Source organism: Pseudonocardia nantongensis (assembly GCF_046546495.1).
GTDB lineage: Bacteria > Actinomycetota > Actinomycetes > Mycobacteriales > Pseudonocardiaceae > Pseudonocardia > Pseudonocardia nantongensis.
Window position 1 is genome coordinate 85,964 of the sequence record NZ_JBKGXT010000004.1, and the last position, 25,444, is coordinate 111,407.

General features: G+C 73.6%; 23 protein-coding genes. 7 read left to right on the plus strand and 16 right to left on the minus strand.

Features of this window, described 5'->3' with window-relative positions; all coding sequences use genetic code 11:
• Positions 1-230: 230 nt before the first annotated feature.
• Positions 231-359, minus strand: a complete 129-nt coding sequence (locus ACLFMI_RS05975; RefSeq protein ID WP_410946713.1) for a hypothetical protein — start codon at positions 357-359, stop codon at positions 231-233.
• A gap of 518 nt (positions 360-877) precedes the next feature.
• On the opposite strand from ACLFMI_RS05975, the gene ACLFMI_RS05980 reads away from it, so the two are divergent.
• The gene (locus ACLFMI_RS05980; RefSeq protein WP_410946714.1) at positions 878-1,603 is read left to right on the plus strand and encodes a GAF and ANTAR domain-containing protein; all 726 of its coding nucleotides are present in this window, start codon (positions 878-880) and stop codon (positions 1,601-1,603) included.
• 136 nt (positions 1,604-1,739) lie between these two features.
• Here ACLFMI_RS05980 and ACLFMI_RS05985 read toward each other — a convergent pair whose 3' ends face one another.
• Complete coding sequence (locus ACLFMI_RS05985; RefSeq protein WP_410946715.1) at positions 1,740-2,837, minus strand: FUSC family protein; 1,098 nt, start codon at positions 2,835-2,837, stop codon at positions 1,740-1,742.
• Positions 2,838-3,398: 561 nt separating this feature from the next.
• On the opposite strand from ACLFMI_RS05985, the gene ACLFMI_RS05990 reads away from it, so the two are divergent.
• Positions 3,399-3,635 carry a LuxR C-terminal-related transcriptional regulator gene (locus tag ACLFMI_RS05990; protein ID WP_410946716.1) on the plus strand — a complete coding sequence of 79 codons (237 nt, stop codon included), beginning with the start codon at positions 3,399-3,401 and terminating at the stop codon, positions 3,633-3,635.
• Positions 3,636-3,725: 90 nt separating this feature from the next.
• On the opposite strand, the gene ACLFMI_RS05995 is transcribed toward ACLFMI_RS05990, so the two are convergent.
• The 13 genes from ACLFMI_RS05995 to ACLFMI_RS06055 form a co-directional block, all read right to left on the minus strand.
• A complete protein-coding gene (locus ACLFMI_RS05995; protein ID WP_410946717.1) occupies positions 3,726-4,706 on the minus strand; it encodes a lactate/malate family dehydrogenase in 981 nt (326 codons plus the stop codon).
• A 57-nt stretch (positions 4,707-4,763) separates the two neighbouring features.
• Positions 4,764-5,717 (minus strand): DUF5996 family protein, encoded by a 954-nt coding sequence (locus ACLFMI_RS06000; protein ID WP_410946718.1) that lies wholly within the window; start codon positions 5,715-5,717, stop codon positions 4,764-4,766.
• A 1-nt stretch (position 5,718) separates the two neighbouring features.
• Complete coding sequence (locus ACLFMI_RS06005) at positions 5,719-5,856, minus strand: hypothetical protein (protein ID WP_410946719.1); 138 nt, start codon at positions 5,854-5,856, stop codon at positions 5,719-5,721.
• 271 nt (positions 5,857-6,127) lie between these two features.
• Positions 6,128-8,290 (minus strand): HNH endonuclease signature motif containing protein, encoded by a 2,163-nt coding sequence (locus ACLFMI_RS06010; protein ID WP_410946720.1) that lies wholly within the window; start codon positions 8,288-8,290, stop codon positions 6,128-6,130.
• 502 nt (positions 8,291-8,792) lie between these two features.
• Positions 8,793-9,170: a hypothetical protein gene (locus ACLFMI_RS06015; RefSeq protein ID WP_410946721.1), complete on the minus strand. Its 378-nt coding sequence runs from the start codon at positions 9,168-9,170 to the stop codon at positions 8,793-8,795.
• Positions 9,171-9,266: 96 nt separating this feature from the next.
• A complete protein-coding gene (locus tag ACLFMI_RS06020) occupies positions 9,267-9,905 on the minus strand; it encodes a pyridoxamine 5'-phosphate oxidase family protein (RefSeq protein ID WP_410946722.1) in 639 nt (212 codons plus the stop codon).
• 119 nt (positions 9,906-10,024) lie between these two features.
• Positions 10,025-10,693 carry a maleylpyruvate isomerase N-terminal domain-containing protein gene (locus tag ACLFMI_RS06025; protein WP_410946723.1) on the minus strand — a complete coding sequence of 223 codons (669 nt, stop codon included), beginning with the start codon at positions 10,691-10,693 and terminating at the stop codon, positions 10,025-10,027.
• A complete protein-coding gene (locus tag ACLFMI_RS06030; RefSeq protein WP_410946724.1) occupies positions 10,690-11,655 on the minus strand; it encodes a ketopantoate reductase family protein in 966 nt (321 codons plus the stop codon). The genes ACLFMI_RS06025 and ACLFMI_RS06030 overlap by 4 nt, the downstream gene beginning before the upstream one ends.
• Before the next feature lie 15 nt (positions 11,656-11,670).
• The gene (locus ACLFMI_RS06035) at positions 11,671-11,832 is read right to left on the minus strand and encodes a hypothetical protein (RefSeq protein WP_410946725.1); all 162 of its coding nucleotides are present in this window, start codon (positions 11,830-11,832) and stop codon (positions 11,671-11,673) included.
• Entirely contained in the window at positions 11,804-12,526 is a 723-nt protein-coding gene (locus tag ACLFMI_RS06040) for an alpha/beta fold hydrolase (protein WP_410946726.1), read from the minus strand. The genes ACLFMI_RS06035 and ACLFMI_RS06040 overlap by 29 nt, the downstream gene beginning before the upstream one ends.
• Positions 12,527-12,536: 10 nt before the next feature.
• Positions 12,537-13,361, minus strand: a complete 825-nt coding sequence (locus ACLFMI_RS06045; RefSeq protein ID WP_410946727.1) for a hypothetical protein — start codon at positions 13,359-13,361, stop codon at positions 12,537-12,539.
• 67 nt (positions 13,362-13,428) lie between these two features.
• Positions 13,429-13,794: a hypothetical protein gene (locus tag ACLFMI_RS06050; RefSeq protein ID WP_410946728.1), complete on the minus strand. Its 366-nt coding sequence runs from the start codon at positions 13,792-13,794 to the stop codon at positions 13,429-13,431.
• 274 nt (positions 13,795-14,068) lie between these two features.
• Positions 14,069-16,171 carry an Hsp70 family protein gene (locus tag ACLFMI_RS06055; RefSeq protein ID WP_410946729.1) on the minus strand — a complete coding sequence of 701 codons (2,103 nt, stop codon included), beginning with the start codon at positions 16,169-16,171 and terminating at the stop codon, positions 14,069-14,071.
• 279 nt (positions 16,172-16,450) lie between these two features.
• On the opposite strand from ACLFMI_RS06055, the gene ACLFMI_RS06060 reads away from it, so the two are divergent.
• From ACLFMI_RS06060 to ACLFMI_RS06075, 4 genes are all read left to right on the plus strand, one after another.
• Positions 16,451-17,323 carry a hypothetical protein gene (locus tag ACLFMI_RS06060; RefSeq protein WP_410946730.1) on the plus strand — a complete coding sequence of 291 codons (873 nt, stop codon included), beginning with the start codon at positions 16,451-16,453 and terminating at the stop codon, positions 17,321-17,323.
• A 132-nt stretch (positions 17,324-17,455) separates the two neighbouring features.
• Entirely contained in the window at positions 17,456-18,286 is an 831-nt protein-coding gene (locus ACLFMI_RS06065) for an IniB N-terminal domain-containing protein (protein ID WP_410946731.1), read from the plus strand.
• 182 nt (positions 18,287-18,468) lie between these two features.
• Positions 18,469-20,271 carry a dynamin family protein gene (locus tag ACLFMI_RS06070; RefSeq protein WP_410946732.1) on the plus strand — a complete coding sequence of 601 codons (1,803 nt, stop codon included), beginning with the start codon at positions 18,469-18,471 and terminating at the stop codon, positions 20,269-20,271.
• On the plus strand, positions 20,268-21,761 hold the full coding sequence (locus ACLFMI_RS06075) for a dynamin family protein (protein ID WP_410946733.1): 1,494 nt from the start codon (positions 20,268-20,270) through the stop codon (positions 21,759-21,761). The genes ACLFMI_RS06070 and ACLFMI_RS06075 overlap by 4 nt, the downstream gene beginning before the upstream one ends.
• Before the next feature lie 238 nt (positions 21,762-21,999).
• Here the strand turns inward: ACLFMI_RS06075 and ACLFMI_RS06080 are convergent, their stop codons facing one another.
• A complete protein-coding gene (locus ACLFMI_RS06080) occupies positions 22,000-24,708 on the minus strand; it encodes a helix-turn-helix transcriptional regulator (RefSeq protein ID WP_410946734.1) in 2,709 nt (902 codons plus the stop codon).
• Positions 24,709-24,796: 88 nt separating this feature from the next.
• Between ACLFMI_RS06080 and ACLFMI_RS06085 the strand changes: the two genes are divergently transcribed.
• Complete coding sequence (locus ACLFMI_RS06085) at positions 24,797-25,438, plus strand: IspD/TarI family cytidylyltransferase (protein WP_410946735.1); 642 nt, start codon at positions 24,797-24,799, stop codon at positions 25,436-25,438.
• The last annotated feature ends 6 nt before the right edge of the window (positions 25,439-25,444 follow it).

The following is a 25,444-nucleotide window of genomic DNA, read 5'->3' on the forward strand; positions in this document are numbered from 1 at the left end:
TCGCCATCGAACCACACGGCGGTGTGGGACGGCTGCTTCCGGCCTCGCCGGCCAGACAGGCAGGGCACCGTGGGGAACGACTGACCCCAACGCGGCATCGTCCAGGAGATCAGGGTGTGTGGGCTGATCGCCTCGCTCACGCACGCCAAGACGGCGATGCCGGGCGGAGTACCGTCTCGGGAGGAGCCTGCGTGGCTGACACCGGCGCCGCCTCCCGAGTCGGCTGCGGGTCAGCTGTCCTTCTTGAAGGCGTCCTTGATCTTCTCGCCGGCCTGCTTGAGGTTGCTCTTGACCTGGTCGCCCTCTTCCCGGCCCGCCCGCCACTGCACGCTCCTTCGCGACCGCCCAGAGCGGACCACCAGGACAAGATCCGCGGCTGAACCTTGCACGAGGCGAATACCTCTGGCCAGCGCCTGGAAACGGGTGGCCGACGATCTGCGTGAACGCTGAGCCGTGACGCCGATGCTCGGCCGATCAACGACGCCTGAGCGCCCGTGTCCAGCTCGGTGAGCTCGACGTCGGCGCTCTCCCGCCGGCCGGGCGCGGTCCGTTGGCGCCACCGGTAGTAGCCCTGGCGAGACACCCCGAGCCGGTCGCACATGAACGTGATCGGGAACGTGTTGTCCGGGTGATCGGCCTGGTCCGCGATCGCCGCGAACCTGACGGCGGCGGTCAGCGGCTGCCTACGTCGGCGTCAACCACAGCGGGGACGGTCCAGTAGGCCCGGAAAACACTCCCACGGGCGGCCCAGCCAGCTGGCTGCTTAACCGACCGGACCTGAGGGCCGGCCGGCGCATGCACCTACCGCCCCCTACGCACACATATACCCAGCCACGCGCCGTCGACACCCATTACCGGCATGATTACCTTGACCAGGGTGACGCTCTCTGAGTTCGAACGCCTCGCCGACGCCTTCGCGACGGTGGCTCGCGAGATGGAAGCCGCCGACGACGTCAGGGAGATCCGCCAGATCGTCACTCGCCGCGCGGTCGAGATGGTGCCGGGTTGCTCCCACGCGGGGATCACCTTGACCCATCGGAACGGCTCGGTCTCCACTGTCGCGTCCACCGACCAGGTCGCCGACCGTATCCACGTGATCCAGAACGAACTCGGCGAGGGACCCTGCCTCAGCGCGATCACCGACCACATCGTCTACACGGTCGACGACCTCCGCACCGACGAGCGTTGGCCGGAGTTCGCCCGCCGCGTCGCCGCGGAGATGTCAGTCGCCAGCATGCTCTCATTTCGGCTGTTCACCTCCGAGGAGACCACCGGCGCGCTGGACCTCTACGCCGACGCACCGCACGCGTTCGACACGTACTCGCGCGCCGTCGGGACGGTGCTGGCCGCGCACGCCGCGATCGCCATGCTCGCCGCCCGCGAGCACGAGAACGCTGAGCACCTCGAAACCGCCCTGCAGAACAGCCGTCAGATCGGCGTCGCGATCGGCATCCTGATGCGTGGCGAGAGCCTCACCCAGGACCAGGCGTTCGATTTCCTGGCCAACGTCTCGCAGCGACTCAACCGCAAGCTCCGCGACGTCGCAGGGATCATCGTTGACGAGGGCGGGGTGCCCAGCGGGCTGGGCGGTCAGGCTTCGTGAACCGGCCCCTCTGGCACGGATCGTCCACGCCGAGCAGTGCGGCCAGGACGATGGGGATGGGGAAGGCGTGGGCGCAAACCCAGTGCCATTGGGGCCTACGCCGCCCGATCTCGCCGCCGCCAGCCGGGCGAGTGACCTAGCCTTCCATCTGGCTCTCCGGATCTCCCTGCTGCGCCAGCTGGTGACGGGCCTCGCCGTACTCCTCGATCAGCCGGCGGGCGTCGGTGAGCAGGCCCGTGTAGATCGGACCGTCCCTGCCGTGGTCGAGATCATGAGTGTCGACCTGTTCGGAGGCCCGTGCGATGGCGTCGCGCCCCCTGTCGAGCGGTTCGTCGAGGTCAGACGCGCGATCGAGGTCCACCACGTGATGGATGGAGCCGAGTACCCGTGTGGCTTCCGCGGCGGCATGCAAGACCGACGCGAGCTCGCCGAGGACTCTGTCGGTGCCGTGCGGGGATTCGCGGGCATCGGACGAATGGCGCAAGCTCCGACACACCGACATGACCTGCTCGTTCGCGCGCTGGAAGGCGCAGACCGTCACCCGGTAACCGGAGAAATCGGTGCTCTGACGCATGAACAGGCGGCGCGGATTGAAGCGCATCGACTCGGCCGCGTGCTCGATGCTCGTGCGCGCCTGCTCGGCCAGATCGGGAATCCGGCCGGCCCGGTAACTCCACTGGCTGACCTGGTCGTCGTCCGGCATGCCGTCGGTCAGGCCATCTGCGACGTCGGTGAGCAGGTCACACAGTGACCGAGACAGCGAGTCCACCACGTAGGCGCCGCTACGGAACCGCATCGGCGGGACGACGAGCAGGTTGATCACTACACCGATCACGCAACCGAGCACGACCAAGCCCGCGATGCTGACCAGCTGCAGGTAACTCGATTGCGGATCGCTCTGGGTGAACGAGGCGTAGGCGAACAGCGCCGCCACCGCGACCTGGGGGCCCTGGCTGCCCAGCTTGTGCCACCGCCCGATGGTGAGCCCGGCCAGCATGAGCACGGCGAACGCCGCCATGGTGGCGCCCAGAGCGGGAATCAACAGGCCCGTGACGACGGCTCCTGCGATCACCGCTGCCGCGTAGCGCAAGGATTGGAACAGCGACTGCGAGATCGTGACCTGCACCATGAGCAGAGCGGAGAACGGCGCGAACGTCGCCGACGGTGCCCCGAGTAGGTCGTTCGCGACGAACCACGCCAACGACGCGGCCAACGCGCTCTTGACGATCAGCAAGAGCGTGTCGCGCTCCGGACCAGCATGCCCTACGGCACGTCGGACCGATCCCCACCAGCGCGAGAACCGACCCTGCATCACACGTCACCGTCCGCGCCGGTGCCGACTCCGTTGAACCCCACACCAGCTCCTTGCACATAGTCCAGCAGCATCGACTGATCGAAGACCGTGGGCGAGACATGCTTGCCCCACCCGACCGGCACCGTGGTCGAGACTTCCGTTGTCAACGCTCCAGGGTCCCACCTGCTCACCGCGGTCCACACCACGGGGCCCTCAGCTCTGCTCCCGTCAGCCACGCGCCTTCACCACACATGCTGCCGTTCGACGGGGCCTCCTCGCCGCGCATCGCTGCCGCTGCAGCGCCGACGGGACCCCATACCGAACGAGGATGCCCCGAAGTGTCCCGCGAGACCGTGTCGTAGCCGGTCGGCAGCCTGATCGGCTATGAAGTTCAAGATCCTGCGCACGGACCTGCACTCGGCCGTCATACCCGCCATCCGAGAACGGTGGCGGTCGGGGGCGGCATAGCCGGCTCGGCTCCCGTTCCCGGCTCAGTCCTACATGCCCCGAGTGTGCCCAGAACCAGGGTCCGCTGGGGTCAGCGGCGGGCAGCCAGGACCGCGCCGCGGTGCAGGTCAGTGCTTGATCTCGCGGAATGACGCCGGTCCCCAAGCTGCGCAAGCTCTGTCACTCTCGCGCGCCACCGTCAAATCCCACCTGGCCCACGTCGACAACAGGCTCGGGGTGCAGTCCCGGACAGCCGCCCTGTCGGTGGCCCGGCATCGGGGGATCGTGTGACCCCGTACCGGACCGGCCCCGGACAGCATGGACGTCGGCGAGTGGCGGCAGCTCGGGTTCGCCTTCCGTCTCCCAGCCGACCGGGCCCTACTACCGACTGTTACCGCGGCAGCGTTCGGCGGCGGTCCGGATCGCCTGAGCGCTGCGGAGCAGGGCGGCGTGCTCGTCGTCGGTCATGCGGGGATCGTGCATCTGCTCGACACCGTTGCGGCCGAGGACGCTGATCAGCGACAGGGTCACCCCGTGTCCGGTGTGGTGGGCGGCGACCGGGAGCACGGCGTGCTCGTCTCGCAGCACCGCCTCGGCCAGGCGGGCGGTGACGGCGCCGATGCCGTACTGGCTGGCGCCGATCCCGTCGATGATGTTGATGTTGGCATAGCGGATCTCGTTCTCCACCTGGCCGCGGACGGCGTCGAGGTCGTGTCCGCGTTCGGCGAGCAGGTCCGTCACGGGGAGGCCACCGACCGTGGCCGAGGACCACAGCAGCACCTCGGAGGTGCCGTGCTCGCCGACGACGAGGGCGTCCACGTCGGACGAGCGCACCCCGAGGCGCCGGGCCAGGTGTACCCGGAACCGCAGGCTGTCGATCAGTGTGCCGGTGGAGAAGACCCGGTCGTGGCCGGCGAGCTCGCGGGTGAGGTCGGCGAGCGGGTCGGGCGGGTCGGTGACCACCATGATGACGGCATCGGGGGCGTGGGCGACCACACGCGGCACGATCTCGTGGTAGGTCGCGGCGTTGGCGTCGAGCAGGCGCAGCCTGCCGTCGGGGTCGGACCGGTCGGTGGCGCCGCCGGTCCGTTCGTTGGCACCCGCGGTGATGATCACCAGGTGCGCCCCCGCGAGCTGCGGGTAGTCACCCTGAACGACGTCCACGGTCGGTGAGAGCGGGGCCGCGTAGGTCATGTCCAGTGCGACGCCGCGTGCGCGGTCGGCGTTCTTGTCGACGAGGACGAGCTCGCGGCAGGTGCCACGCTGGATCGCCGCCAGGGTGGCGGCCGCGCCGACCGCCCCGGTTCCGATGATCCCCACCTTCGTACCGATCGGGGTGGGCGGTCCGGCGTGATCAGTCATGGTCACCTCTCGAGGTCGGCGGGTGCGCGGCGGTTCTCGGCCCGACGAGCCGCGTGCTCATCGGCGGATGCGCTCGCCCCACCGGTAGGGGTCGTCCTCCAGCGCCGCGCGGTCCCAGTCCGCGCGCTCCGCGGCCGCCTCGTAGGTGGTGTGCAGGAACTCGGTCAACGCCCGGTCCGGGTCCGGGGCCGTACGGACCGCCTCGTAGGGCAGCAGGAACTGCCCGAACTCGTCACTGAAGTAGGCCGCCGCCGGACCCACCTGGTAGTCGCGGAAGCCGTCGGGTTCGGGGTAGGCATAGGAGTAGAAGGCGCCTTCCTCGCCGCCGCCGGGCCAGAACCCGCAGCTGGACAGCTCGCGGGAGTAGCCCTCGACCATGACCCAGTCCCCGCAGTTCGGCGCTCCTCCGGGGTGCGGGGGTGCGGGCCGTCCGGAGAACCGCGTGCAGGCCAGGTCCATCGCGCCCCAGAAGAAGTGCACCGGGCTGACCTTGCCCACGAAGTGCGACCGGAACTCGCCGATCACCCGGTCGGCCTGGAGCAGCTGGCGCCAGAACAGTGTTGCCGCCTCGCCGACGTAGGAAGCGTGCTCGTGATCGTCGGCGAACGGGATCGCGGGGTCGACCTCGTTGGGGCTCGGCCGGATCGGGGCCTCGATCCCGAGACGGCCGAGCATGTCCAGGACGTGGTGGTAGAACTCGGCGACCGGCATGGGGCGCAGCGTGAGGCTGCGGCTGCCGCCGTCGCTGCTACGCACCGCGAGCTGGTGATCCACGAAGTCGAACTCGATCTCGAACGCCCCTGACCGGTGGGGGATCGTGGACGTGGTCAGGCCCCGAGGACTGACGTAGAGCGTGACCTGCCACCAGTGGTTGACCAGCGGGGCGTGCGCCATGCGGATCTTGCCCACGATCTGGGTCCACATGTGCAGGGTGTCGCGGGTGGTGGTCCAGTCCGAGACCCGCAGGCTCGGCCAGCCGGCCGTGCTCGACCTGTCGTCGACTGCTCCCACGTCACACCTCGTCCGGGACGATGACCGGCTTGACGGCGTTGCCCGCGTCGACCTCGGCGAACCCCTCGCCGACCTGGTCGAGTGTCTCGTCAACGAGTGGAGGCGCCTGCGTGCGGGCCATCGGGACGGTGATCCACATTGTCGCTCCTTCGGGCCGTGTTCCTGCTCCGGTCGCAGCGGCCGGCCGAACGACGCGACAGTGCTCGTCACACGAAGCTCGTCACACGAGGCAGCCGTCCGGCCGACCTTAGGACGGGGTCCGGGCCCGTGCCAGGGCCCGGGGGTCCGTCGCCGACGCAGTACCTCTCCGGCGAGGAGTCGTCGGTGGGCCGGTCGGCGATCGCCACCACCCACGGCCGTCGGCCGAGAGGACCGGGCCGTGCCCGGGGACCCGGGGGCGGCCGGTACAGCTAGAACGGCGGCGGATCCCCGTCCGGGTGCGGCTCCGGTGGTGGCTTGGGCCCGGGCGACCGGGGTGGGTCCTTGACCGGTCGTTTCAACATCGGCGAGTCGTGGCAGTGCACCCGCTGGTCCACGTCGGCGGCGGTCTCCTCGCTCGGGTGCTCGGCGGGATCGGGATCGGGATCGGGATCGGGCAGATCCGGGCGCACCGGTTCCCCTCGGGTCCAGTAGACACGCCCGAGCGGGCTGGTCCAGCGGAACAGGCCCGGCTCGGGTTGGGTGAGCGCCCAGCCGCGGTCCTTGTCCGCATGGTGGCGGGTGCACGCCGGCCCGAGGTTGGCCTGCACGGTCCGGCCACCGCGGCCGTGATCGCGAGTGTGGTCCAGATCCGAGCGGCGGGCCGTGCGGGTGCAGCTCGGTCCGACGCAGGTCCGATCGCGGATGCAGACGTGGTCGGCGAGCGGACCGCGCGCGAACCGTGCCGACGGGTGGGCGACCAGCCGTTTCCGCCGTTCGTCGCGGTCGTTCCAGGCATGGGCGATCTCGGCGAGTAGCGGGTGCCACTCGGCCAGGGTGGGGTCGGCGGCGTAGCGCTGCAGTTCCTCGAGCGTCAGGTGCAGTTCGACCACCCCGCCCCGCACCGCAGGCAGTGTGCCGGTGTCGGTGCGGGGGCGGCGGCGCAGTGGCCCGGCCGGCAGCAGGTGACCGCGGGTGTCGACGATGGCGAACAGCCAGCGTGCCCCGCGTCGTTGCCGGGCAGTCGTGGCGCGAGCGACGTGTGCGCCCACCGGGCCGAGGCCGGGGATCTCGCCGGGCCGATCGTCCAGCCCGGCCAGGACGCCCAGCCCGGCACGGATCTCGATGCCCTCACGGGTGCCTACCCGCTCACCGGCCCAACGACCACGACCACCGGCATGCGGCGCGTCGGGGCGGCCGGCTCCGGTTTCGGCACAGTCGGGCCCGATGCCGGTTTCGCCGTTCGCGCCGTCGCCGCCGTCCGCGGCCCCGTCGTCTCCGGCCTCGGTGGTCCCGCCGTCTCCGGTCTCGGCGTCTCCGGCGTCGGTGCTCCTGGCGTTTCCGGTGCTCCCGGTCTCGTCGGTGTTCTCCGGGCTCGTGGCTCCCGCCGGTTCTCCGGCGTCGCCTGGCCGTCCTGCGCGGGCTGGCTCGTCGGCGTCCCCCGGCTCCTCGGCGCTCCCCGCAGTTTCGGTGCCCGCAGGGCTGTGCTGCTCGGTCTGCGCGGCAGCCTCGGCGATCACTGCGGCGCCCGTCGCGCGAGCGGCGTCGGAGTCGGTGTCGGGTTCGGCGTCGGCAGCAGGATCGTCCTCGGCGCGTCGGGTGTCCAGGAGTCGGTGGATGATCTCGTTCTCGGTGAGGCCGTGGAACTCGCCGTTGAGCATCCCGAGGTACAGGTCGCTGCTGATCTGGCCGAGTCGGCCGGGATGTCCGGCGCGTGTCACTGCCGCGGCCAGGCGGTCGATGCGTGCGGCCGCGGCGGCTGCCTCGTCGGCGGGTAGTCCGTCGCCGACCAGGGTGGCGGTGCCGGTCCGTGGATCCAGGTAGAGCGCTACGCGGCGTTCTTGGACGGCGCGTTCGTAGCGGCGTCGCCGCAGCTGTGGGTCGATGGCCAGCAATGCCCGGTAGAGCCGGTCCGCGAGTTGTTTCGTGGTCAGTCCCGGGGCGAGCGGGACGAACCGTTCGCAGAGCCGTCGGGCCTGGGTCTCGGTCACGTCCCCGCTCGCGGGGTCGAGGTACTCGACGAAGACGCGGGCCTTCCCCACGTCGATGCGGCCCTGCTGCAGGGCGGTGAACACCAGGGGCAGGCGCTCGCACAGGGCGACGCCGAAGGCGAGTTCGCGATCCGATGTGGTCGGGGTGAGGGTGAGTCCGGCGGCGATCTCGTGGGAGGCCCAGTCGAACTGGTCCTCGGTCCGCAGCACGGCCGTAACCCGGTCGCCGGGCAGGTCCTCGACGGCGACGGCGTGGCCGATCTCGACCATCCCGGCGTAGCACTCGGCCTGCTCGTGTGACAGTTGCCGGTACCGCGCCTGCAGCACCTCCACCAGGCGCGCGTTCGGGACCTTCTCCCACGGCAGTGCGGCCAGCACGGTGGACAGTTCCGGGCCGGGCGGCAACGCCACCACCCGGTCCACCAGTTCCGCCACCTCGGCCACGTTTCGAACATACGTGCGACCACCGACAGTTTCGGGTTGCGGGAACGGGGCACGGTCGGAGTCCACCCGGATGGCCCCGCCTCCGACAGCACGGAGTGACGATCGGCCGGCGTGATCAGCGTTCGTGTCCCCCCGTCCCGCCCGCACGGCCGGCCCGTGCGTCGCCAGGGACGACGTCACCAGTCCGTGACCGCTGCCCACCTCGAGCGTGAGCGGGCCAGGATGGTCCCGACGCACCGTCTCCGCGAAACCGGCAAGCATCGCCGATCGAGCGGGGCACCGTCGAAGTCCGCCCGGAACATGTCTGCGCAGCTCTCGGCGATCGCGTCGTAGCCGGCCCTCGTGCTCGTCAGATCCGCGGGCTCACTCACGCACCGGAACCTACGGCCCGTTGTCGCGCTGCGAGGCGCCGAGATGGGCGGAACGCCCAGTACGAGACCGCGCCGGGCGCGTCCATCGTTCCGAGGGTTCCGGGTTCAGTGGTGCGGGTGCGGAGCGGGCGTCACCCGGCCGGGTGCGGGACCGCGGCGCGGCGACCGATCCACCAGAGGACGACACCGGCCGCGGTCAGCAGCGGGATCGCCACCAGCACGGCGGGGCCGGCGAGGACGGCGAGCAGGGCCAGCACGACGGCGGCCACCCCGGACCCCAGCCCGGACGCCACCGCGAGCGCGGTCGCCCGGTCGCTCGGTCGCCCGGCCACCCAGGAGAGGGTGCGGGCCACCGCCCCGACGAACACCGCGAGCATCACTCCGGCCAGGATCGCGCGCGTCGGCAGCGCAGCACCGGCGGCGAGCGCGACCGGTACCGCGAGCGCGGTGAGCACGGCGTACAGCAGGGTGCGCAAGGACCGCGTCAGCGGCGGGACGGAGGCGTTCACGGCCCCATTGTTCACCGGCTGACCTGCGGTTTCGATGTAATCTGCATGACCATCGACCGGACGATGAGGCCCGTCGCCGGGCACGGGGCGGAGGTGTCAGTAGAGCCGCTCGGCGTAGCCCGCGCCGTAATACTCCTCGATCTTCTCCAACGGCTCGTCCGGCCGCGCGAGCTCCTTGGCGATCGCGGCGACCGACGGCAGCCGGTCCTTCGCAGGCCAGCCGTCGGGCTGCCACAGCTCGGAGCGCATGAATGCCTTCGGACAGTGGAAGAACACCTGGTCGACGTCCACCTCGCAGGCGAGCAGCGGGCGCCGGTTCCGCACCGCGAGCGCGTCGAAGTAGTCGGCGTCCCGGACCAGGCGGGCGCGGCCGTTGATCCGCAACGTGTCGTTGCGGCCGGGCACCAGGAAGATCAACCCCACGTGCGGGTTCTCCAGGACGTTGCGCCAGCCGTCGACGCGGCCGTTGCCGGGACGCTCCGGGATCGCGACCGTACGGTCGTCGACGACGTGCACGAACCCGGCCGGGTCGCCCTTCGGCGAGACGTCGCAGGTTCCGGCCGCCCCGGAGGTCGCCAGCAGCACGAACCGGGACACCGCCAGCCACTCGCGGTGCACGTCCACCAGGTGGTCGCGCTCCTTGGCCAGGGCCGGCGCCGTCGCGTCGCCGATGATCTCCTGCAGCTCGGCGAGGGTGCGGATCTGGGTCCCGGTGCCTTCCGGTGCCACGGTCATAACCTCACCGTAGGCACGCGCCCGGCCGACCGGCACCCCGATTCGCACGCAGGGCATGGTCAACGGCACCTGAGTGCACCCGGGTGGATCGACGAGCCATCACGTACCGCTCGGCGATCTCAGCCCAGCACGGCCCCCAGCCCGGGATCGGGCACCCGGCCGGTGGCGACGAGGGCGACGGACGTGTCGTCCCGCCCGTCGAGCGCGACGGGGTCCGGCAGCAACGCGGCGACCGTCTCCCGCACCACCGCCAGCCCCGACGCCGGGGGCTCCGGCGCGCCGGACAGGTCGACGGTCATGTCCAGGTGGTGCACGACGACCTCGACGACCCAGGTGGCGACGAAGTCCGACACCTCGAGCACGTGTCCCTGGAACTCGAGCCGGTGCCGCCCGGAGAGGTCGGCGACCAGCCGGCGCAGGCCGCGCACGGTCGTCCGGACATGGATGACCTGCGCAGACGGGCGCGCGTAGGCCGCCGCGATCCCGCGGGCGAACCGGACGTGCGCCCAGTCGGGTTCCTCGCCGCCCGGCGGGAACGCCGCCCAGTAGCTCGCGAACGTCGTGTCGGCGGGACGATCGGTGCGGGCGGGGAACCCGGCGAGCATCTCGACCAGGCCGAGGTGCAGGTGGGCGAGGACGTCCGCGACCAGCCAGCCCCGGCACCGGCTGCGCGCGTGCATCCGGTCGTCGCCGTGCTGCTCGTCGGCCAGGTGGTCCAGCAGCGCCGACAGCCCGTCGAGCGCGTCGAGGAACGCGGAACGGGCGTCGTCGAGCGGGTACGGGGTCACCGCGGCGGCACCGTCAGGTCCGCGGAAGTGCGCGAGGCCGGGGGTTCCCCGTTCGCGGCCATCTCCTCGGCCGCCCGCAGCAGCGCGGCGTTCACCGGGGTCGGCACGCCGTGCGCGGCCCCCAGCGCGACGATCTCGCCGTTCAGGTACCGGGCCTCGATCGTCCCGGCCCCGCGGTGCAGGCTCTGCCAGGACGACGAGCCGCCGCGCGAGCGACCGCTCACCGGCCGCTCGGTGAGGATGCCCTGCCGGCGGACCCGGTCGTCGTCGCCGGTCCGCGCGGTGATCCCGGCCGCGGACAGTACGGCCCGGCCCTCGGCGGTGGCCGCCTCGACCAGGTCGGCGAACCCGGGGGCGCCCGCGCCGCAGACCGCATCGGCGGCGTTGCCCAGGTTGGTGAGCAGCTTGCCGTACTTGCCGTCCAGCACCGCGGGATCGGTGCGGGAGGAGAACCCGGCCGCGGACAGGTCGGCCGCGATCGCCGCGCTCACCGCGTCCACGCCGGCCGGGTGGGTACCGATGTCGAGCACCCCGGGCACCGGCACCGACGACGCGATCACCACCCCGGGCTCGTAGTGCTCGGCGGGCAGGATCACCAGCACGGCCTGCACCGAGGCGAACAGCCGGGCGGCGGCCCGCTCGTTGGCGACGCCGTTCTGCGCGCAGGCCACCGTGACCTCCGGCGCGACCGCGGCCAGCGACTCCAGCACCGCATCGGTGTCCTGCGACTTCACCGCGAGCAGCGCGACGTCGTCCGGCCGCCAGGCGAGGTCTCCGACCGTCGCGACCGCGGGGATCCGCAGCGTCCGGGACCGGTCCGGGTCGTCGAGCCGTAGCCCGTGCGCGCGGATCGCGGCCAGGTGCGCACCCCGGGCGACCAGCACGACCTCCCGGCCCGCCTCGTACAGCCGGGCCCCGATCGTGCCGCCGACCGCACCCGCACCGACCACCACGTACCGCACGGGGCCGATCCTCGCTCAGCCCTCGTGCCGGCGCACGACGGTCACCGGCGCCGTGCGTCGCCAGGCCTCCTCGATCAGCTCGGCGAGCTGGCCGGAGCGCAGCCGGGCGAAGCCCTTCCCCCGCGTCCGGTGCGGTGTCGTGCAGGAATCAGACCAGGTGCCCGGCCAGGAAGTCATCGACGGCGGCCCGGCCGTCCGCGACGTGCTCGTCGGCCTTCCAGCGCTCCACGAGCTGCGCCCCGGGAGCCAGCTCGACCAGCCGCCGGGACACCGACTCGGGGTGGTAGTCGTCGCCACCCATCAGGACCAGCCACGGCGTCGTGAACCGGGTCAGCGTCTCGTCCGGGACCGAGAACAGGATCCCGCCACCGCCCCACATGTTGGCGCGGAAGTCCGTCCAGTCCTGTTCGGACGCCTCCGGGTGGTCGGCCTCGATCCCGGCCCGCCACTCGTCGAACTTCTCCTCGAACAGGTCCTGGTTGTCCGCGCGCCCGATCGGCTGCAGCCCGACGGCGGCGCGCACCCGCTGCGGGGCGGTGGCCAGCAGGTTCGCGATGTAGGCCCCGCCGATGCACATCCCGAGCACCGCGAACTCGTCGACGCCGAGGTGGTCGAGCAAGGCGAGCTGGTCGGCGGTGTAGGTGGACCAGCCGTCGCTGCCGTGCACCTCGGCGGTCGAGCCGCCGGCGTTGCGCTGGTCCATCGCGATCACCCGGTACCGGCCGGCGAGGTGCTCGACCGGGTTCCACGGTGCGTTGCCCCATGCCTCGACGGTCGAGCGCATCCCACCCGGGGCGATCAGCAGGATCGGGAAACCGGAGCCGCGCTCCTCGTAGTGCAGGGTGACACCCGGACGCTCGTAGGTCGCCATACCGGCGACGCTAGGCCACCCGTGGGGGGACCCGCTTCTCCGGTCGGCGCCGGGCCAGGATCGAGGTGCCGTAGACGACGAGCGCCAACCCGAGCAGCAGCATCCAGGCGAACCCGGCACGCACGGTGTCGTCGAGCAACGTGATGCCGACCATCCCGGGCACCACGACCTGCACGACCATGTAGAGGGCGGTCACCGTGGCGATGTCGCCGAGCTGCAACGCGCGGGCGTAGTTGTAGAGACCGGTGGCGGCCATCCCGGCCAGCACGTACAGCAGCGGCTCGGCGACCAGCCCGGGCACCGAGACGCCGTCGGAGACGTGCAACGCCCGGATGCAGACCGCACCGCCGCCGAGCCCGAGCCCGGCCAGCACCGAGGACGGCCACGGACGGGCGTGGTTGCGCACCAGCAGCGTGACCACCATGAACACCACCAGAGCGGCGACCAGCACCGCGACCGTCTGCCCGTGATCGGTCAGCGGCTCCTTGCGCTCGACGCCGGCGCTGCCCGCGACCATCGCCAAACCGAGGATGCTGGCCCCGATCGCCAGCCGGTGCACCGGCCGCAGCCACTCGCCACGCAGGTAGCGGGCGTAGAGGGCCGTCATCGCGATCGCGCCGGCCAGCGTCGCCTGCACCGCGAAGATCGGGATGTACTGCAGCGCGACGACCATGCACAGCCAGGTGACGACGTCCATGGCCAGGCCCCCGACGAACCGGGGTCGGGCCATGACCGCGCTGGTCCGGCCGCCCTGGCGGGCCGCGTCGGCCTGCAGGATCGCCGCGACCGTGCTGCAGAGCATGGCCAGGACGGCGAACGTCATCCCGATCAGCACGGGCCGCTCCGGCAGGACCGGATCCGGGCGGCGAGGGAGATCGACACCGCCCGATTGTCACCTATCGCTAGCGGGCTCCGGCCGGGCGGGCGGGCCTCGGTACCGGCCGCTGCCTCGGAACCGATCCGGACGAACCGGCGGCGTCCCGACCGGACTGCGGGCCCGGATCGAAGAAGCCGCTCATCAGGCCGCTGCCGGACGGCTCACCGCGCTCGGCGGCGGCACGCCAGGGGGAGTCCGGCTCGGCACGGCCTTCGCGGCGCTCGCGCAGCACGGCCCGCGGACCCTCGGTGAGCACCAGGACGGCGACAGTGGTCGTGATCCCGACGAGCAGCGGCCCGCCGAGCACCAGAACCGGCCACCCGAACCCCAGATAGGCCACCGCCAGTGCGACCGCCGCCATCCCGACGACAGCCCCCGCCAACCGCGTCACCGCGCGCTCCCCTCACTTCGTGTCGACACCGTGTCACCCGAAGTCTTACCACGTCAGACGGGGTGACAACGTCCGACGCGGCACCGCGGCGGTCACACCTTGCGGTGACCGGGTCACGAAGCGCCCGCGTCCACGGAGGAGGGCGCCGGGTCGGCGTGGGGGCTCCCGGTTCCACGCCGACCCGACGGTCCGAATCATCCCGCCCGGTGTCCGGTACGGGACGAGGTGGGGGGTCACCCGCCGCTGCCGTCCTGATGCGGCCGGTGACGACGGCTCATCCCGCGGCGGGCGCGGCCGCCGGTGAGCCGGTACCGGCCGGGGGTGGAGTGGTGCTCGCCGCGGGTGGCGCGGACGGCTCCGGGACTCCCTCCGACGGCGTCGGCTCCGGGGCCGGGACGGGCTCCGGCTCCGGGACGGGCCCCGGTGCCGGCTCCGGGGCCGGCTCCGGGGCCGGCTCCGGTTCCGGGACGGGGGCCGGTGCCGGGACGGGGGCCGGTGCCGGCACGGCCGGCCCGGTCGGCACGGGTACCGGCGCCGGGGCCTGCGCCGCCGTAGCGGGGGCCGTCGGGAGGCGCCCCGGTGTGTTCGGGGCGGCGGTCGCGGCACCTGGCGCGGCCGTTCCCACCGCGGCCGTTCCCGGCGCCGCCGGACCGGCGTTCCCGGTGGCCGAGGCGGCCGTCGTGCCGGGCGCGGCTGCGGGGGCGGGGGACGGCCCCGGGGCGCCCGGTGGGACCGGGGCCGGCGCCGCGGGTGCCGTGGTCGCGTCCGGCAGCACCGGGGCCGCGCTGAGCTCGCCCAACGACACCGGCGAGCTGGGCCAGAACAGCAGGACGCCGGTCACGGCGAGCGCCCCGGCCAGGCCACCGGCACCGGCCAGTACCCGCTTGCGGTACGGGTGCGCGAGGACGGGGTGGGGCGCGTCCCGGGTGACCAGGGTGTCCGGAGCGGGCCGCTGCGGGGCCTCCGGGGTGCCGGCGGCGGGGCCCCCGGAGATCCGCGCCGGTGTCGACCGCCCCGCCCGCCGCGGGGCGGGCACGGCGGGTGACGGACCGGTCGAGGGATCCAGGAGCGCCACACCGGCGATCTGCCGGGACGTGGCCACCCGGCCCGTCCGGGGTGACGTCCCGCTGCCCGAGGCCGGGGTGAGCGGGGCGGCCGGGGTGGGGACCGGAGCCGCGATCGTCGTGGGCCCCGGGGCCGGGTGGGCGTGCCCGGCCCGGCCGGTGGCCGGCCCGTGCTTCCCGGAGCCGTCCGGGTTCCCGGCCTGCACCGGGGTCCGCGCCCCCGGCCAGGACGTCCCGGCCCCCGGGACGACGGCCAGCGCGGCGCCGCGGGCGGCCCCGTGCACCGGTTCGGCGGCGACGGTCACCGGGCGGCCCAGCGCGGCCGAGAGCACCTGCACCGCCAGCGGCATCCGGGCGGTGCCGCCGGCCAGCAGGACCTCGGCGTCCGGGTGCTCGGCGAGCAGGTTCTCGAGCAGGCCGGCGACCGGATCGAGGACCGGGCGCGCCAGCTCGTCGAGGTCGCCGCGGTGCAGCCGGACCGAGGTGTGCAGGCCCGGGAGCCGGACCGGGATCGCGGTCTCGGTGTCCCGGGACAGGACCTCCTTGGCGGCCCTGCACTCGTCGCGCAGCGCGGCCAGCGCGGCCAGCACCTGCGGATCGTCCGGGTCCAGCGCGTCGACGGCGGCGGTGATCGCGGGTCCGGCGGCCCGCACGAAGCCGAGCACGGCGTCGTCGACGTCGGCGCCGGCGCTGCGGCACTCGGCACCGGGTCCGATGAGCGCGGGCAGCGCCCCGGGTGCGGACGGCGCGACCAGGGTCGCGGTGCTGCCGGTGCCGCCCAGGTCGACGACGGCGAGCGGGTCCACCGGCGGCGTGGCACCGGGAGCCGTGGTGGCCCGGTGCGCCAGCGCGACGGCCTGCGGTGCGGCGACCAGCGCGACGGTGAGGCCGTGCCGGGCGAGCGCGCCGGCCAGCAGGTCGCGCTTGTGCCGGCCCCAGCCGGCGGGGTGGGTGAGCCCGATCCGGGACGGGGCGGCGCCGTGCCGGGCACTCACCTCGTCGACGACGAAGCGGACCAGCCGGGAACAGAGGTCCTCGGGCCGGTGACCGACGCCGCCGAGGGACAGCGGGGTCGGGTCGCCGGCCCGGTTCAGGAAGTCGCGGGCCACCCGGTCCGGATCGGCCGGCGCGCGCCGCCGGGCCTGCTCGCCGCAGAGCAGGTCGCCGGCCGGGGTGGCGACCAGGACCGCGGGGAGCGAGAGCGCAGCGTCCCGCCCGCCGAGCCGGACCGGGCCGGCCGCCGTCCCGTCGGCGCGGAGCACGGCGGCGGTCACCGCGGTGCCGCCCAGGTCGATCCCGAGCAGGTAGGACATTCCCGGCTCCTCGTCGGCGGGGGCCGTCGGGGACGACCGTGCGGCGGCCCGCAGCACGCGGCGGCGGCGCCCTTCTCCCGGGTCATCGGTGGGTGCCTGCCCGTCGTTAGCCCGTGCGGCGCAGCGTCTGCCGATGGGGGACCGATCCCCTAAGGACCCCCCGACGGACCCGGAGCGATCCCCGATGGCCCTGCCCGGCGGTCGTCCTAGCTTTCGTCATCAACACCGGCCGACGCCCTCGGCCCGGTCACCACCCCGACATCCCGGAGGCGAGCCACCATGGCGAGCGAGCACATGACCCTCATGGAGTTCATCAGGATCCTGTTCGGCAGCGGGCCGGAGAGCGTCCAGATGCGGGACTACTTCGCGGACGACCCGGCCGCCGCGCTCGAGGAGCACGGCCTGGGCCACCTCACCGCCGAGGACGTCCGGGACGCCGCCGTCCTGCTCCAGGACAACGACACCGTGTCCTTCGACCGCAGCTACGACACCGGCTTCGACTGGGAGAGCGGCAACGCCGGCTGGGCGTGGAGGCCGGCCGCCGAGGGCGGGCAGCAGCACGACGGCGGGCACCGCGAGAGCGGGCACCACGACGGCGGCCACGGCGCGGAGCACGTCCGGACCCACGTCACGGACAACCACTTCACGTACAACGTGGACGACCGCGACACCATCGTCGACAACTCGATCAACCAGAACATCGACACCGACGGCGGCGACTTCCGCCAGGACATCGACACCAACTCCGTCGTCGCCTCCGGCGACGGCGCCGTCGCCGCCGGCCGCGACATCTCCGACTCCACCATCACCACCGGCAACGACAACCTCGTCGGCGACGGCAACCAGGTCGTGGACGGCGACGACAACACCACCGCCTTCGGCACCGGCGACGCGCTCTCCACCGGCGACATCGCCCTCGACGAGGGCAGCGCCTTCTCCATCGGCGGCAACGCCACCGGCAACGACTCGGTCAACGACTCCTACAACGAGACCGAGAACACCACCACGAACGAGACCACCAACACCACCGAGGACTCGAACAACCAGGAGTACGACTACTCCCAGGAGACGGTCACCCAGGACAGCGGCAACACCAGCATCGGCTCCGGCAACGAGGTCGACGCCCGGCTGGACGTCGACCTGACGATCTGATCGCGGCCGTCCGACCCCGGTCCCGCCGATCCGGTGACCGGGCCGGGCACCCCCGGCCCCGGCCCGGTCACCACCCCGCACCCAACCTCCGTCGCCCGCCCGAGCGCGACGGCACCTCGTGAGGAGAACGCCATGCCCGAGAAGTCGCTGATCCAGCTGATCCTGGACCTGCTCCGCGACCCGGAGCTGCTGGCCGAGTTCAAGGACGACCCGCAGGGCCTGCTGGCCTCCTGCGGCCTGTCCGGCGTCAGCACCGAGGACGTGCACGACGCGATCGTGCTGGCCCAAGACAACGACGACGTCAGCTTCGACCGTGACTACAACACCGGCTCGCAGGTCGGCGGCGCCCACGTGCCCCCGCCGCCGCCGATCTCGCACCCGGGGCCGGGCAAGGACCACCACGAGGACCACCACGAGGCCGCGGTCAAGTACCTCGACAACTACGTGACCAACAACCACTACACGTACAACGTGGACGACCGCGACACCATCGTCGACAACTCGATCAACCAGAACATCGACACCGACGGCGGCGACTTCCGCCAGGACATCGACACCAACTCCGTCGTCGCCTCCGGCGACGGCGCCGTCGCCGCCGGCCGCGACATCTCCGACTCCACCATCACCACCGGCAACGACAACCTCGTCGGCGACGGCAACCAGGTCGTGGACGGCGACGACAACACCACCGCCTTCGGCACCGGCGACGCGCTCTCCACCGGCGACATCGCCCTCGACGAGGGCAGCGCCTTCTCCATCGGCGGCAACGCCACCGGCAACGACTCGGTCAACGACTCCTACAACGAGACCGAGAACACCACCACGAACGAGACCACCAACACCACCGAGGACTCGAACAACCAGGAGTACGACTACTCCCAGGAGACGGTCACCCAGGACAGCGGCAACACCGACCTGCTGTCCGATAACGAGGTCGACGTCAACGTCGAGGCGGCGCTCTGATCGGACCGCGATCGAGCACCGGCCGCTGATCCGAGCGGCGCAACGGGCTCGGCCACCCGACGACGCCCGGCTCCGGTCACCCACCCGTGGGTGACCGGAGCCGGTCGCGTTCGTGTATCCATGACGACTGAGTGACGGGCGGTGTGCGCACCGTCGCCGGAACGACTGGGGGCATCGGGCACGTGGCGGTACCGGAGGCGGTCGGCCTGGTCGACCTCGCGCTCAAGGCCGTGGCCGCCTACGAGCGCCCCGAGCTCGCATCCCGGCTGCAGCAGGCGAAGACCCGGCTCGCCGATCCCGCGGTCCGGGTGCTGATCGTCGGCGAGTTCAAGCAGGGCAAGAGCCAGCTGGTGAACGCGCTGGTCAACGCGACCGTCTGCCCGGTCGACGACGACATCGCCACCGCCGTCCCGACCCTGGTCCGGTTCGGTGAGGACACCACCGTGACCCTCGTCCGGGAGGACTCCGGCGCGGAGCGCGCCGAGCGCACCCCGGTCCCGCTCGAGCAGCTCGCCGGGTACGTCTCGGAGGGGGGAAATCCCGGCAACCGCGCCGGCCTCACGCGCGCCGAGGTGACCCTTCCTCGCAAACTGCTGCAGAGTGGTCTCGTGCTCGTCGACACCCCCGGCGTCGGCGGACTCGGGTCCGCGCACGGCGCGGCGACGATGTCCGCGTTGCCGACCGCGGACGCCGTCCTGCTGGTCTCCGACGCCAGCCAGGAGTACACCGCCCCGGAGATCGAGTTCCTGCAGGCGGCGCGGAAGCTCTGCCCGAACGTCGGCTGCGTGGTCACCAAGACCGACCTCTACCCGCACTGGCGGCGGATCGTGGAGCTCGACGAGGGGCACCTGCGGGACGCCCGGATCGATGCCGAGCTGCTGCCGGTGTCCTCGGCACTGCGGCTGCACGCGGCCCGGACCCAGGACCTCGACCTGATCGCCGAGTCCGGGTTCCAGGAGCTGGTCGGCTTCCTGTTGCGCAAGGTCGTCTCCCGGTCCGACGACCTGGACCGGCGCTCGGCCGGCCAGGACGTGCTCGTCACCTGCCAGGCCCTGGAGTCGAAGATGCGGGCCGAGCTGGTCTCGCAGAACGACCCGGTGCGGGCCGGCGACCTGGCCCGCGAGCTGGAGTCCGCCCGCGGCCGGGTGGAGGGGTTGCGGCAACGCTCGGCACGCTGGCAGACCACCCTCAACGACGGCGTCGCCGACCTGATCGCGGACATCGAGTACGACCTGCGGGACCGGCTGCGCGCGGTCTCCCGGGACGCCGAGCAACTCCTGGAGGACGCCGACCCGGCCGACATCTGGGACCAGTTCGCCGAGTGGTTCCACAAGCAGGTCTCGCACGCCGTCGCGCAGAACTTCGTCTGGACCACCGAACGGGCTCGCTGGCTCGCCGAGCAGGTCGGCGACCACTTCGCCGAGGCCGTCGACGTGCAGCTGCCCGAGCTGCGGATCTCCGGCGGCGCGGTGGCGGGCAAGGTGGACGCCCTGGAGATGCCGGTCGGCGAGAAGTTCGGCATCGGGCAGACACTGTTCGTCGGTGCCCGCGGCGGCTACGGCGGCATGCTGATGCTCGGGCTGGCCTCGACGGTCGCCGGGTTCGCCCTGCTCAACCCGCTCTCGGTGGGCGCCGGCCTGCTGTTCGGTGCGAAGACGGTGCGGGACGAGAAGAAGCGGTTGGTGCAGCGCCGCCAGCAGGAGGCGAAGAACGCCGTCCGCCGGCACATCGACGAGGCCACCTTCCAGGTCGGCAAGGACTCCCGGGACAACCTGCGCCAGATCCAGCGCGAGCTGCGCGACCACTTCACCACCGTCGCCGATGAGCTGTCCGAGTCCCTGAAGGGATCGGTGGCGGCCGCGCAGACCGCCGTCAAGGACGACGCGGAGCGGCAGAAGCGGGTCGCCGACCTGGAAGCCGAGCTGAAGCGGGTCGAGGGCCTCGCCGAGCGGGCCCGCGCGCTCACCGCGGCGGTGCCGGCGTGAGCGGCCCCGGCCTCCGCGAGCAGACCCGGGCGCTGCTGCGGCACGCCATCGAGGTCTACTCCGGATCCCCGCAGGCCGTCGGCTGGCTGCAGCACCACCTGGACCGGTTCGACGAGCCACTGCGGGTGGCGATCGCCGGGAAGGTCAAGGCCGGTAAGTCCACGCTGCTCAACGCCCTGGTCGGCGAGCGGATCGCGCCCACCGACGCCGGCGAGTGCACCCGGGTCGTCACCTGGTACGCCGACGCGCCCGCCCCGGGTGTCCGGATGCGGCTGCGGGACCCCGAGCACCCGGGCGGACCGGAACGCCCGCTCACCCTGACCCGGCGGGACGGTGCGCTGCGGATCGATCTGCAGGGCACCCCGGTGGAGCAGGTCGACCGGCTGCTCGTCGACTGGCCCTCGCAGCACCTGCGCCGCACCAACCTGATCGACACCCCGGGCATCGCGTCGCTCTCCGCGGACACCGCGGGACGCGCCGGGGAGTTCCTGACCCCGGAGGACTCGCCGTCCCCCGCGGACGCCGTGGTCTACCTGATGCGCCACCTGCACGCCGGGGACGTTCGGTTCCTGGAGTCCTTCCACGACCGCGGTGTCGCCCGGGCGACACCGGTGAACACGATCGCGGTGCTGTCCCGGGCCGACGAGATCGGCGTCGGCCGGCTGGACGCGCTCACCTCGGCGCGCCGGATCGCGCGCCGCTACCGGGGCGACGACAAGCTGCGCGGGCTGTGCCAGACCGTCGTCGCCGTCGCGGGGCTGCTCGCCGAGACCGCCCGCACCCTGCGCCAGGACGAGTTCGTGGCGCTGTCCGAGCTGGCCGCGCTGCCGCGCGCCGACGTCGAGTCGCTGCTGCTGTCCGCGGACCGGTTCGGCCGCACCGAGCTGGACCGGCCGGACGCCGCGACCCGGGTCGCGTTGCTGGAGCGGTTCGGACTGTTCGGGGTCCGGCTGGCCTCGACGCTGATCCGGCAGGGCGTGGCCGACCCGAGCACGCTGGCCGACGAGCTGGTCCGCCGCTCCGGGCTGGACGAGCTGCGCCGGGTGCTGGAGACCCAGTTCGCCGAGCGCCGCGACCTGCTCAAGTCCCGCTCCGCGCTGCTCGCGGTGGAACTGGTGCTCAGCCGCGAACCGCGCCCGCAGGCCGCCGCGCTGCGCGCCGAGGTGGAGCGGATCCTCGCCGGCGCGCACGAGTTCGTCGAGCTGCGGGCGCTGGCCGACCTGCGCGCGGGCAAGGTCGTCTTCCCGCAGGAGGCGATGCTGGACGCCGAACGGCTGCTCGGCGGGGACGGCGGCTCGCCCGCCGCCCGGCTCGGCCTGCCCGACGACGCCGGGCACCGCGAGATCCACGACGCCGCGGGCGAGGCGCTGCGCCGCTGGCGACGCCGGGCGGAGAGCCCACTGACCGGGCGGGCGTCGGCCGAGGCGGCCCGGACCGTGGTGCGCAGCTGCGAGGGGCTGCTGGCGGCGCCCGCCTACGGCCAGGTCTGACCCCGCGGTGAAGCGGGGGCCGGCCCGGGGCGACCGGGACGGCTGCCCGGCCGCCCTCAGCCTCAGGGTGACACCTCCTCGAGCTGCCTGCCCCGGGTCTCGGGCCCGAGCAGTGCGAGACCCGCGACCACGATCGGTCCGAGAATGACACCGACGACCGGCCGGGCCTGTACCGGCATGTGTGTCTCGACCCATCGGTACGACTCTCGACGTGCCCGGACCCGCACGCTTCCGGGCCTCAGCGGGTCTCGAGGATCCGTCTCAGCTCGGCCAACAGCTCGCCGCGGCTGCCCGCCCCGAGACGCTGCCGGATCCGGGCCACGTGGTGCTCCACCGTCTTGGCCGAGATGAACAACGTCTCACCGATCTCCTTCTGGGTGCGGCCCTGCACCACCAGCTCGGCGACCTCCAGCTCGCGCTCGGACAGCAGCGCCGGCGCCGGTTCGGAGGCGCTGCCGTCCGACGGCCCGGTGTCCTGGGGGCTGCGGGGGGCCGGGGTCCCGCCGGACCGCGGCGGCCCGGCGGCCGGTGCGGCCGTGGCCGCGGTCACACCGTGCGCCCCGGCGTGGTCACCCGCCGCAGGGGCGGCCGGCTCGGGGGAGCGGGCGCCGGGCAGGTCCGGTGCGGCCGGCCGGTGATCGGCTCCGGCCGCCTGCAGCGCCCGCGCGCAGGCCAGCAGCGCGGACACCGCCCGACGGTCGGTGGTTCGCAGCGCGGCCTGCCCGGCGAGCTTGCCGCCGTCGAACGACAGGCCGACCGCGTGCAGCCCGCGGGCGGCCGCCTCGACGGCGTCCGGGTCCACCCGGCCCGCCAGGATCCCGACCCAGTGCGGCGCGGCGACCGCCATCGCGTGCGCGAACCGGCTACCGCCGGCGGCCTGCTCCAGGTCCGCGGTGTGCTCGCGGGCGGCGTCGGCGTCGTCGGTGAGCACGGCGGCCTGCAGCTGCGCCCAGTACAGCGGCGCCGCCCACAGCGCCGGCCGGTCCAGCCGGTCCAGCAACGCGGTCGCCTCGTCCAGGTGCGGGCGCACCCATGCGCCCTCGCGCAGCCGGGTGGCCGCGGTGACCAGCTCGCCGAGGGGCTGCAGCACGTAGAGGTCCACCGGGTGCCGGACGATCGCCTGCCGGGCCCGGGTCCAGGACCGCATCAACGCACCGAGATCGGAGTTCCGGCGGGCGATCGCCACCTGCAACGACGCGGCCAGGAACTCGTCCCGGGGCTCCAGGCCCCCGGAGCCGGCGTCCACTTCGGACAGCTGCTCGGCTGCGGCGCCGGTCGCCCCGCGCAGCAGCGCGATCCAGCCCAGCAGCAGCCGGTGCCGTGGCCGGGCGGGTGCCCCGCCCAACCCGGTGCGCAACGCCCGGCCCAGCACCGACGACGCGACGTCGAACTCGCCGGTGTGCACCGCGACCAGCGCGGCCAGCGCCGCCGGGGTGTCCGGCAGCAACGCGGCCCCGCGGGCGGTCTCCAGCAGGCCGGCTGCGCGGGCCAGCCCGGACAGCGCCGCGGTCGGGGAGCCCTGCACCGAGTCGAGCATCCCGCGCGCGGTCAGCTCGTCGGCGCCGTCGACCAGGGTCGGCGCCCGGCCCGCGGCGAACCGGTCCCCGGCGTCGAGGGCGGCCCGTGCCTCCGCCAGCGCACCGGTGCCGATCAGTACCGGCACCGCGGCCGCGGGCGGGCGCTCCCCGGAGACCGCCGCCGTCCAGCGGTAGAGCTCGGCACTGCGGGCCAGCAGCCCGCGCCGGGCGAGCACCGCCGCGGCGACCGACCCGGCCCGCACGGCGTCGTCCGGTTCGACGGCGTCGGTCGCCGACAGCACGGTGTCGGCGAACCCGAGTGCGCCGTCGGAGTCCCCGGCGACCAGGTGTGCCTCCGCACGGCGGGCGGCCACCCCCAGCGGCGCGGTCCCGGCGCGCACGGCCTCGGCGTAGAACCGGACGGCGTCCGGGTGCTCCTCGCGGGCGGCCTCGGCGGCCGCCGCGGCGAACACCGCCGCGGCCCGGTCCCCGGTCGCGCCCGAGCCGCGCAGCGTGCGGGCCACCGCGAGCACACTGCCGCCCCGGTCCAGCTCGATCTCGGCCAGCGCCCGGCGCAGCTCGGTGCGCCGGGCCGGCGGCACCCGACCGCGGACGGCCTCGCCGACCAGCGGGATCACCCGGCCGTCCGGCGTGCACAACCCGGCCGCGACGGCCTGCTGCACCAGATCGTCCAGCTCGTCGATTCCGCTGCCCGCGGTGTCGGCCAGCCCGAGCAGCGGGACCAGCACCTCGCTGTCCGACGGGGCGCCGAGCGCGACCGCGGTGACCAGCTCGACGACCCGGTGGTCCTCGGCGTCGACGGCGTACCCGATCTGCTCGGCCAGCGTGGCCGGGACCGGTCCGGAGGCGCCCGCGGCGAGCAACCGGTCCACCAGCAGCGGGGAGCCGGCGGTGCGCTCCAGCACGGCCCGCAGCACCTCGTCCGCCGGCCGGGAACCGGTCAGCCGCACGGCACGGGCGGCCACCGCGGCACCGTCCAGGGCGCCGAGCACCAGCGGCGGTGTGGCAGCGGCGAGCGCGGCCGCCAGCCCGGCCAGCGCCCGGCTGCGCGGCCACGGCCGGAACGCGACCAGCATCCGCGCCGCCGGGTCCCTGGCGAGCGCCCGCAGCGTGCCGAGGTCGTGCGCACCGAGCAGGTGCGCGTCGTCGACGACGAGCACCGCGCCGGGGACGGCGTCCGACGGGCCGTCCGGGACCGCCTCGACGACATCCACGCCGGCCTCGGACCAGGCCCGCACCAGCTCGCGCAGCACGGTGGTCTTGCCTGACCCGGCGGGACCGCCGACCGCCACGGTGCGCGGGGCGGCCGGGTCGTCGGCGACCGCTCGGACCAGGGCGAGCGCGACCGGCGCTCCGGCCAGCGGGCCGGTGGCCGGGAACGTCCCGGCCGGTGCCGTCGCTGCTGCCACGCCGCCTCCTCAGCCATCCCCGGTCGGGTGGGGCGAGGCTATCGGGTACGCCGTCGGGGCCCGGCCCCGGTCGGGCAGGATCACCGGTGTGCGCGACGAGGTCTGGGCGATCGTGCTGGCCGGCGGGACCGGGACCCGCTTCGGGTGCCTGAAGCAGCTCGCGGAGCTGGCCGGGACGCGGCTGATCGACCACACCGTCGGCGCCGCGCGGCGCACCTGCGACGGGGTCGTCCTGGTGCTGCCGGACGGGCTCGCCTGGGACGGCGCGCCGGTGGACGTGCTGGCCGTCGGCGGGGACCACCAGTCGGCGTCGCTACGCGCGGGGATGGCCGCGGTCCCCGACTCGGCCGGGATCCTGGTGCTCGCCGACCCGGCACATCCGCTGGCCGCGGACCGGATCTTCACCGAGGTCATCGCCGCGGTCCGGGACGGCGCCGACGGCGCGGTACCGGTGATCCCGATGCTGGAGGTCGTGCAGCGGGTGGTGGACGGCGTCGTGGTGGAGACCCTGCCCAAGCCGGACACCGTGCTCACACAGTCCCCGCAGGCGTTCCGGGCCGACGTGCTGCGCGCCGCGCACGCCGCCGAACCCCGGCCGGTGGAGAACTCCGGGATGCTGGCCGCGCTCGGGCACCGGGTCGTCACGGTGCCGGGGGATCCGGCGAACCTGCACGTCGCGACCGCCGAGGACCTCGCCGTCGTGCGCCGGTTGGCCGGACCGTCGTCCTGACCTCAG

Coding starts and splice junctions, on each gene's coding strand:
- ACLFMI_RS06020 (WP_410946722.1), bottom strand. CDS start 9,905: ATGACCGTGGCACCGGAAGGCACCGGGACCCAGATCCGCACCCTCGCC.
- ACLFMI_RS06005 (WP_410946719.1), bottom strand. CDS start 5,856: ATGTGGATCACCGTCCCGATGGCCCGCACGCAGGCGCCTCCACTCGTT.
- ACLFMI_RS06055 (WP_410946729.1), bottom strand. CDS start 16,171: ATGTCCTACCTGCTCGGGATCGACCTGGGCGGCACCGCGGTGACCGCC.
- ACLFMI_RS06060 (WP_410946730.1), top strand. CDS start 16,451: ATGGCGAGCGAGCACATGACCCTCATGGAGTTCATCAGGATCCTGTTC.
- ACLFMI_RS05995 (WP_410946717.1), bottom strand. CDS start 4,706: ATGACTGATCACGCCGGACCGCCCACCCCGATCGGTACGAAGGTGGGG.
- ACLFMI_RS06065 (WP_410946731.1), top strand. CDS start 17,456: ATGCCCGAGAAGTCGCTGATCCAGCTGATCCTGGACCTGCTCCGCGAC.
- ACLFMI_RS06035 (WP_410946725.1), bottom strand. CDS start 11,832: ATGACTTCCTGGCCGGGCACCTGGTCTGATTCCTGCACGACACCGCAC.
- ACLFMI_RS06040 (WP_410946726.1), bottom strand. CDS start 12,526: ATGGCGACCTACGAGCGTCCGGGTGTCACCCTGCACTACGAGGAGCGC.
- ACLFMI_RS05990 (WP_410946716.1), top strand. CDS start 3,399: ATGCCCCGAGTGTGCCCAGAACCAGGGTCCGCTGGGGTCAGCGGCGGG.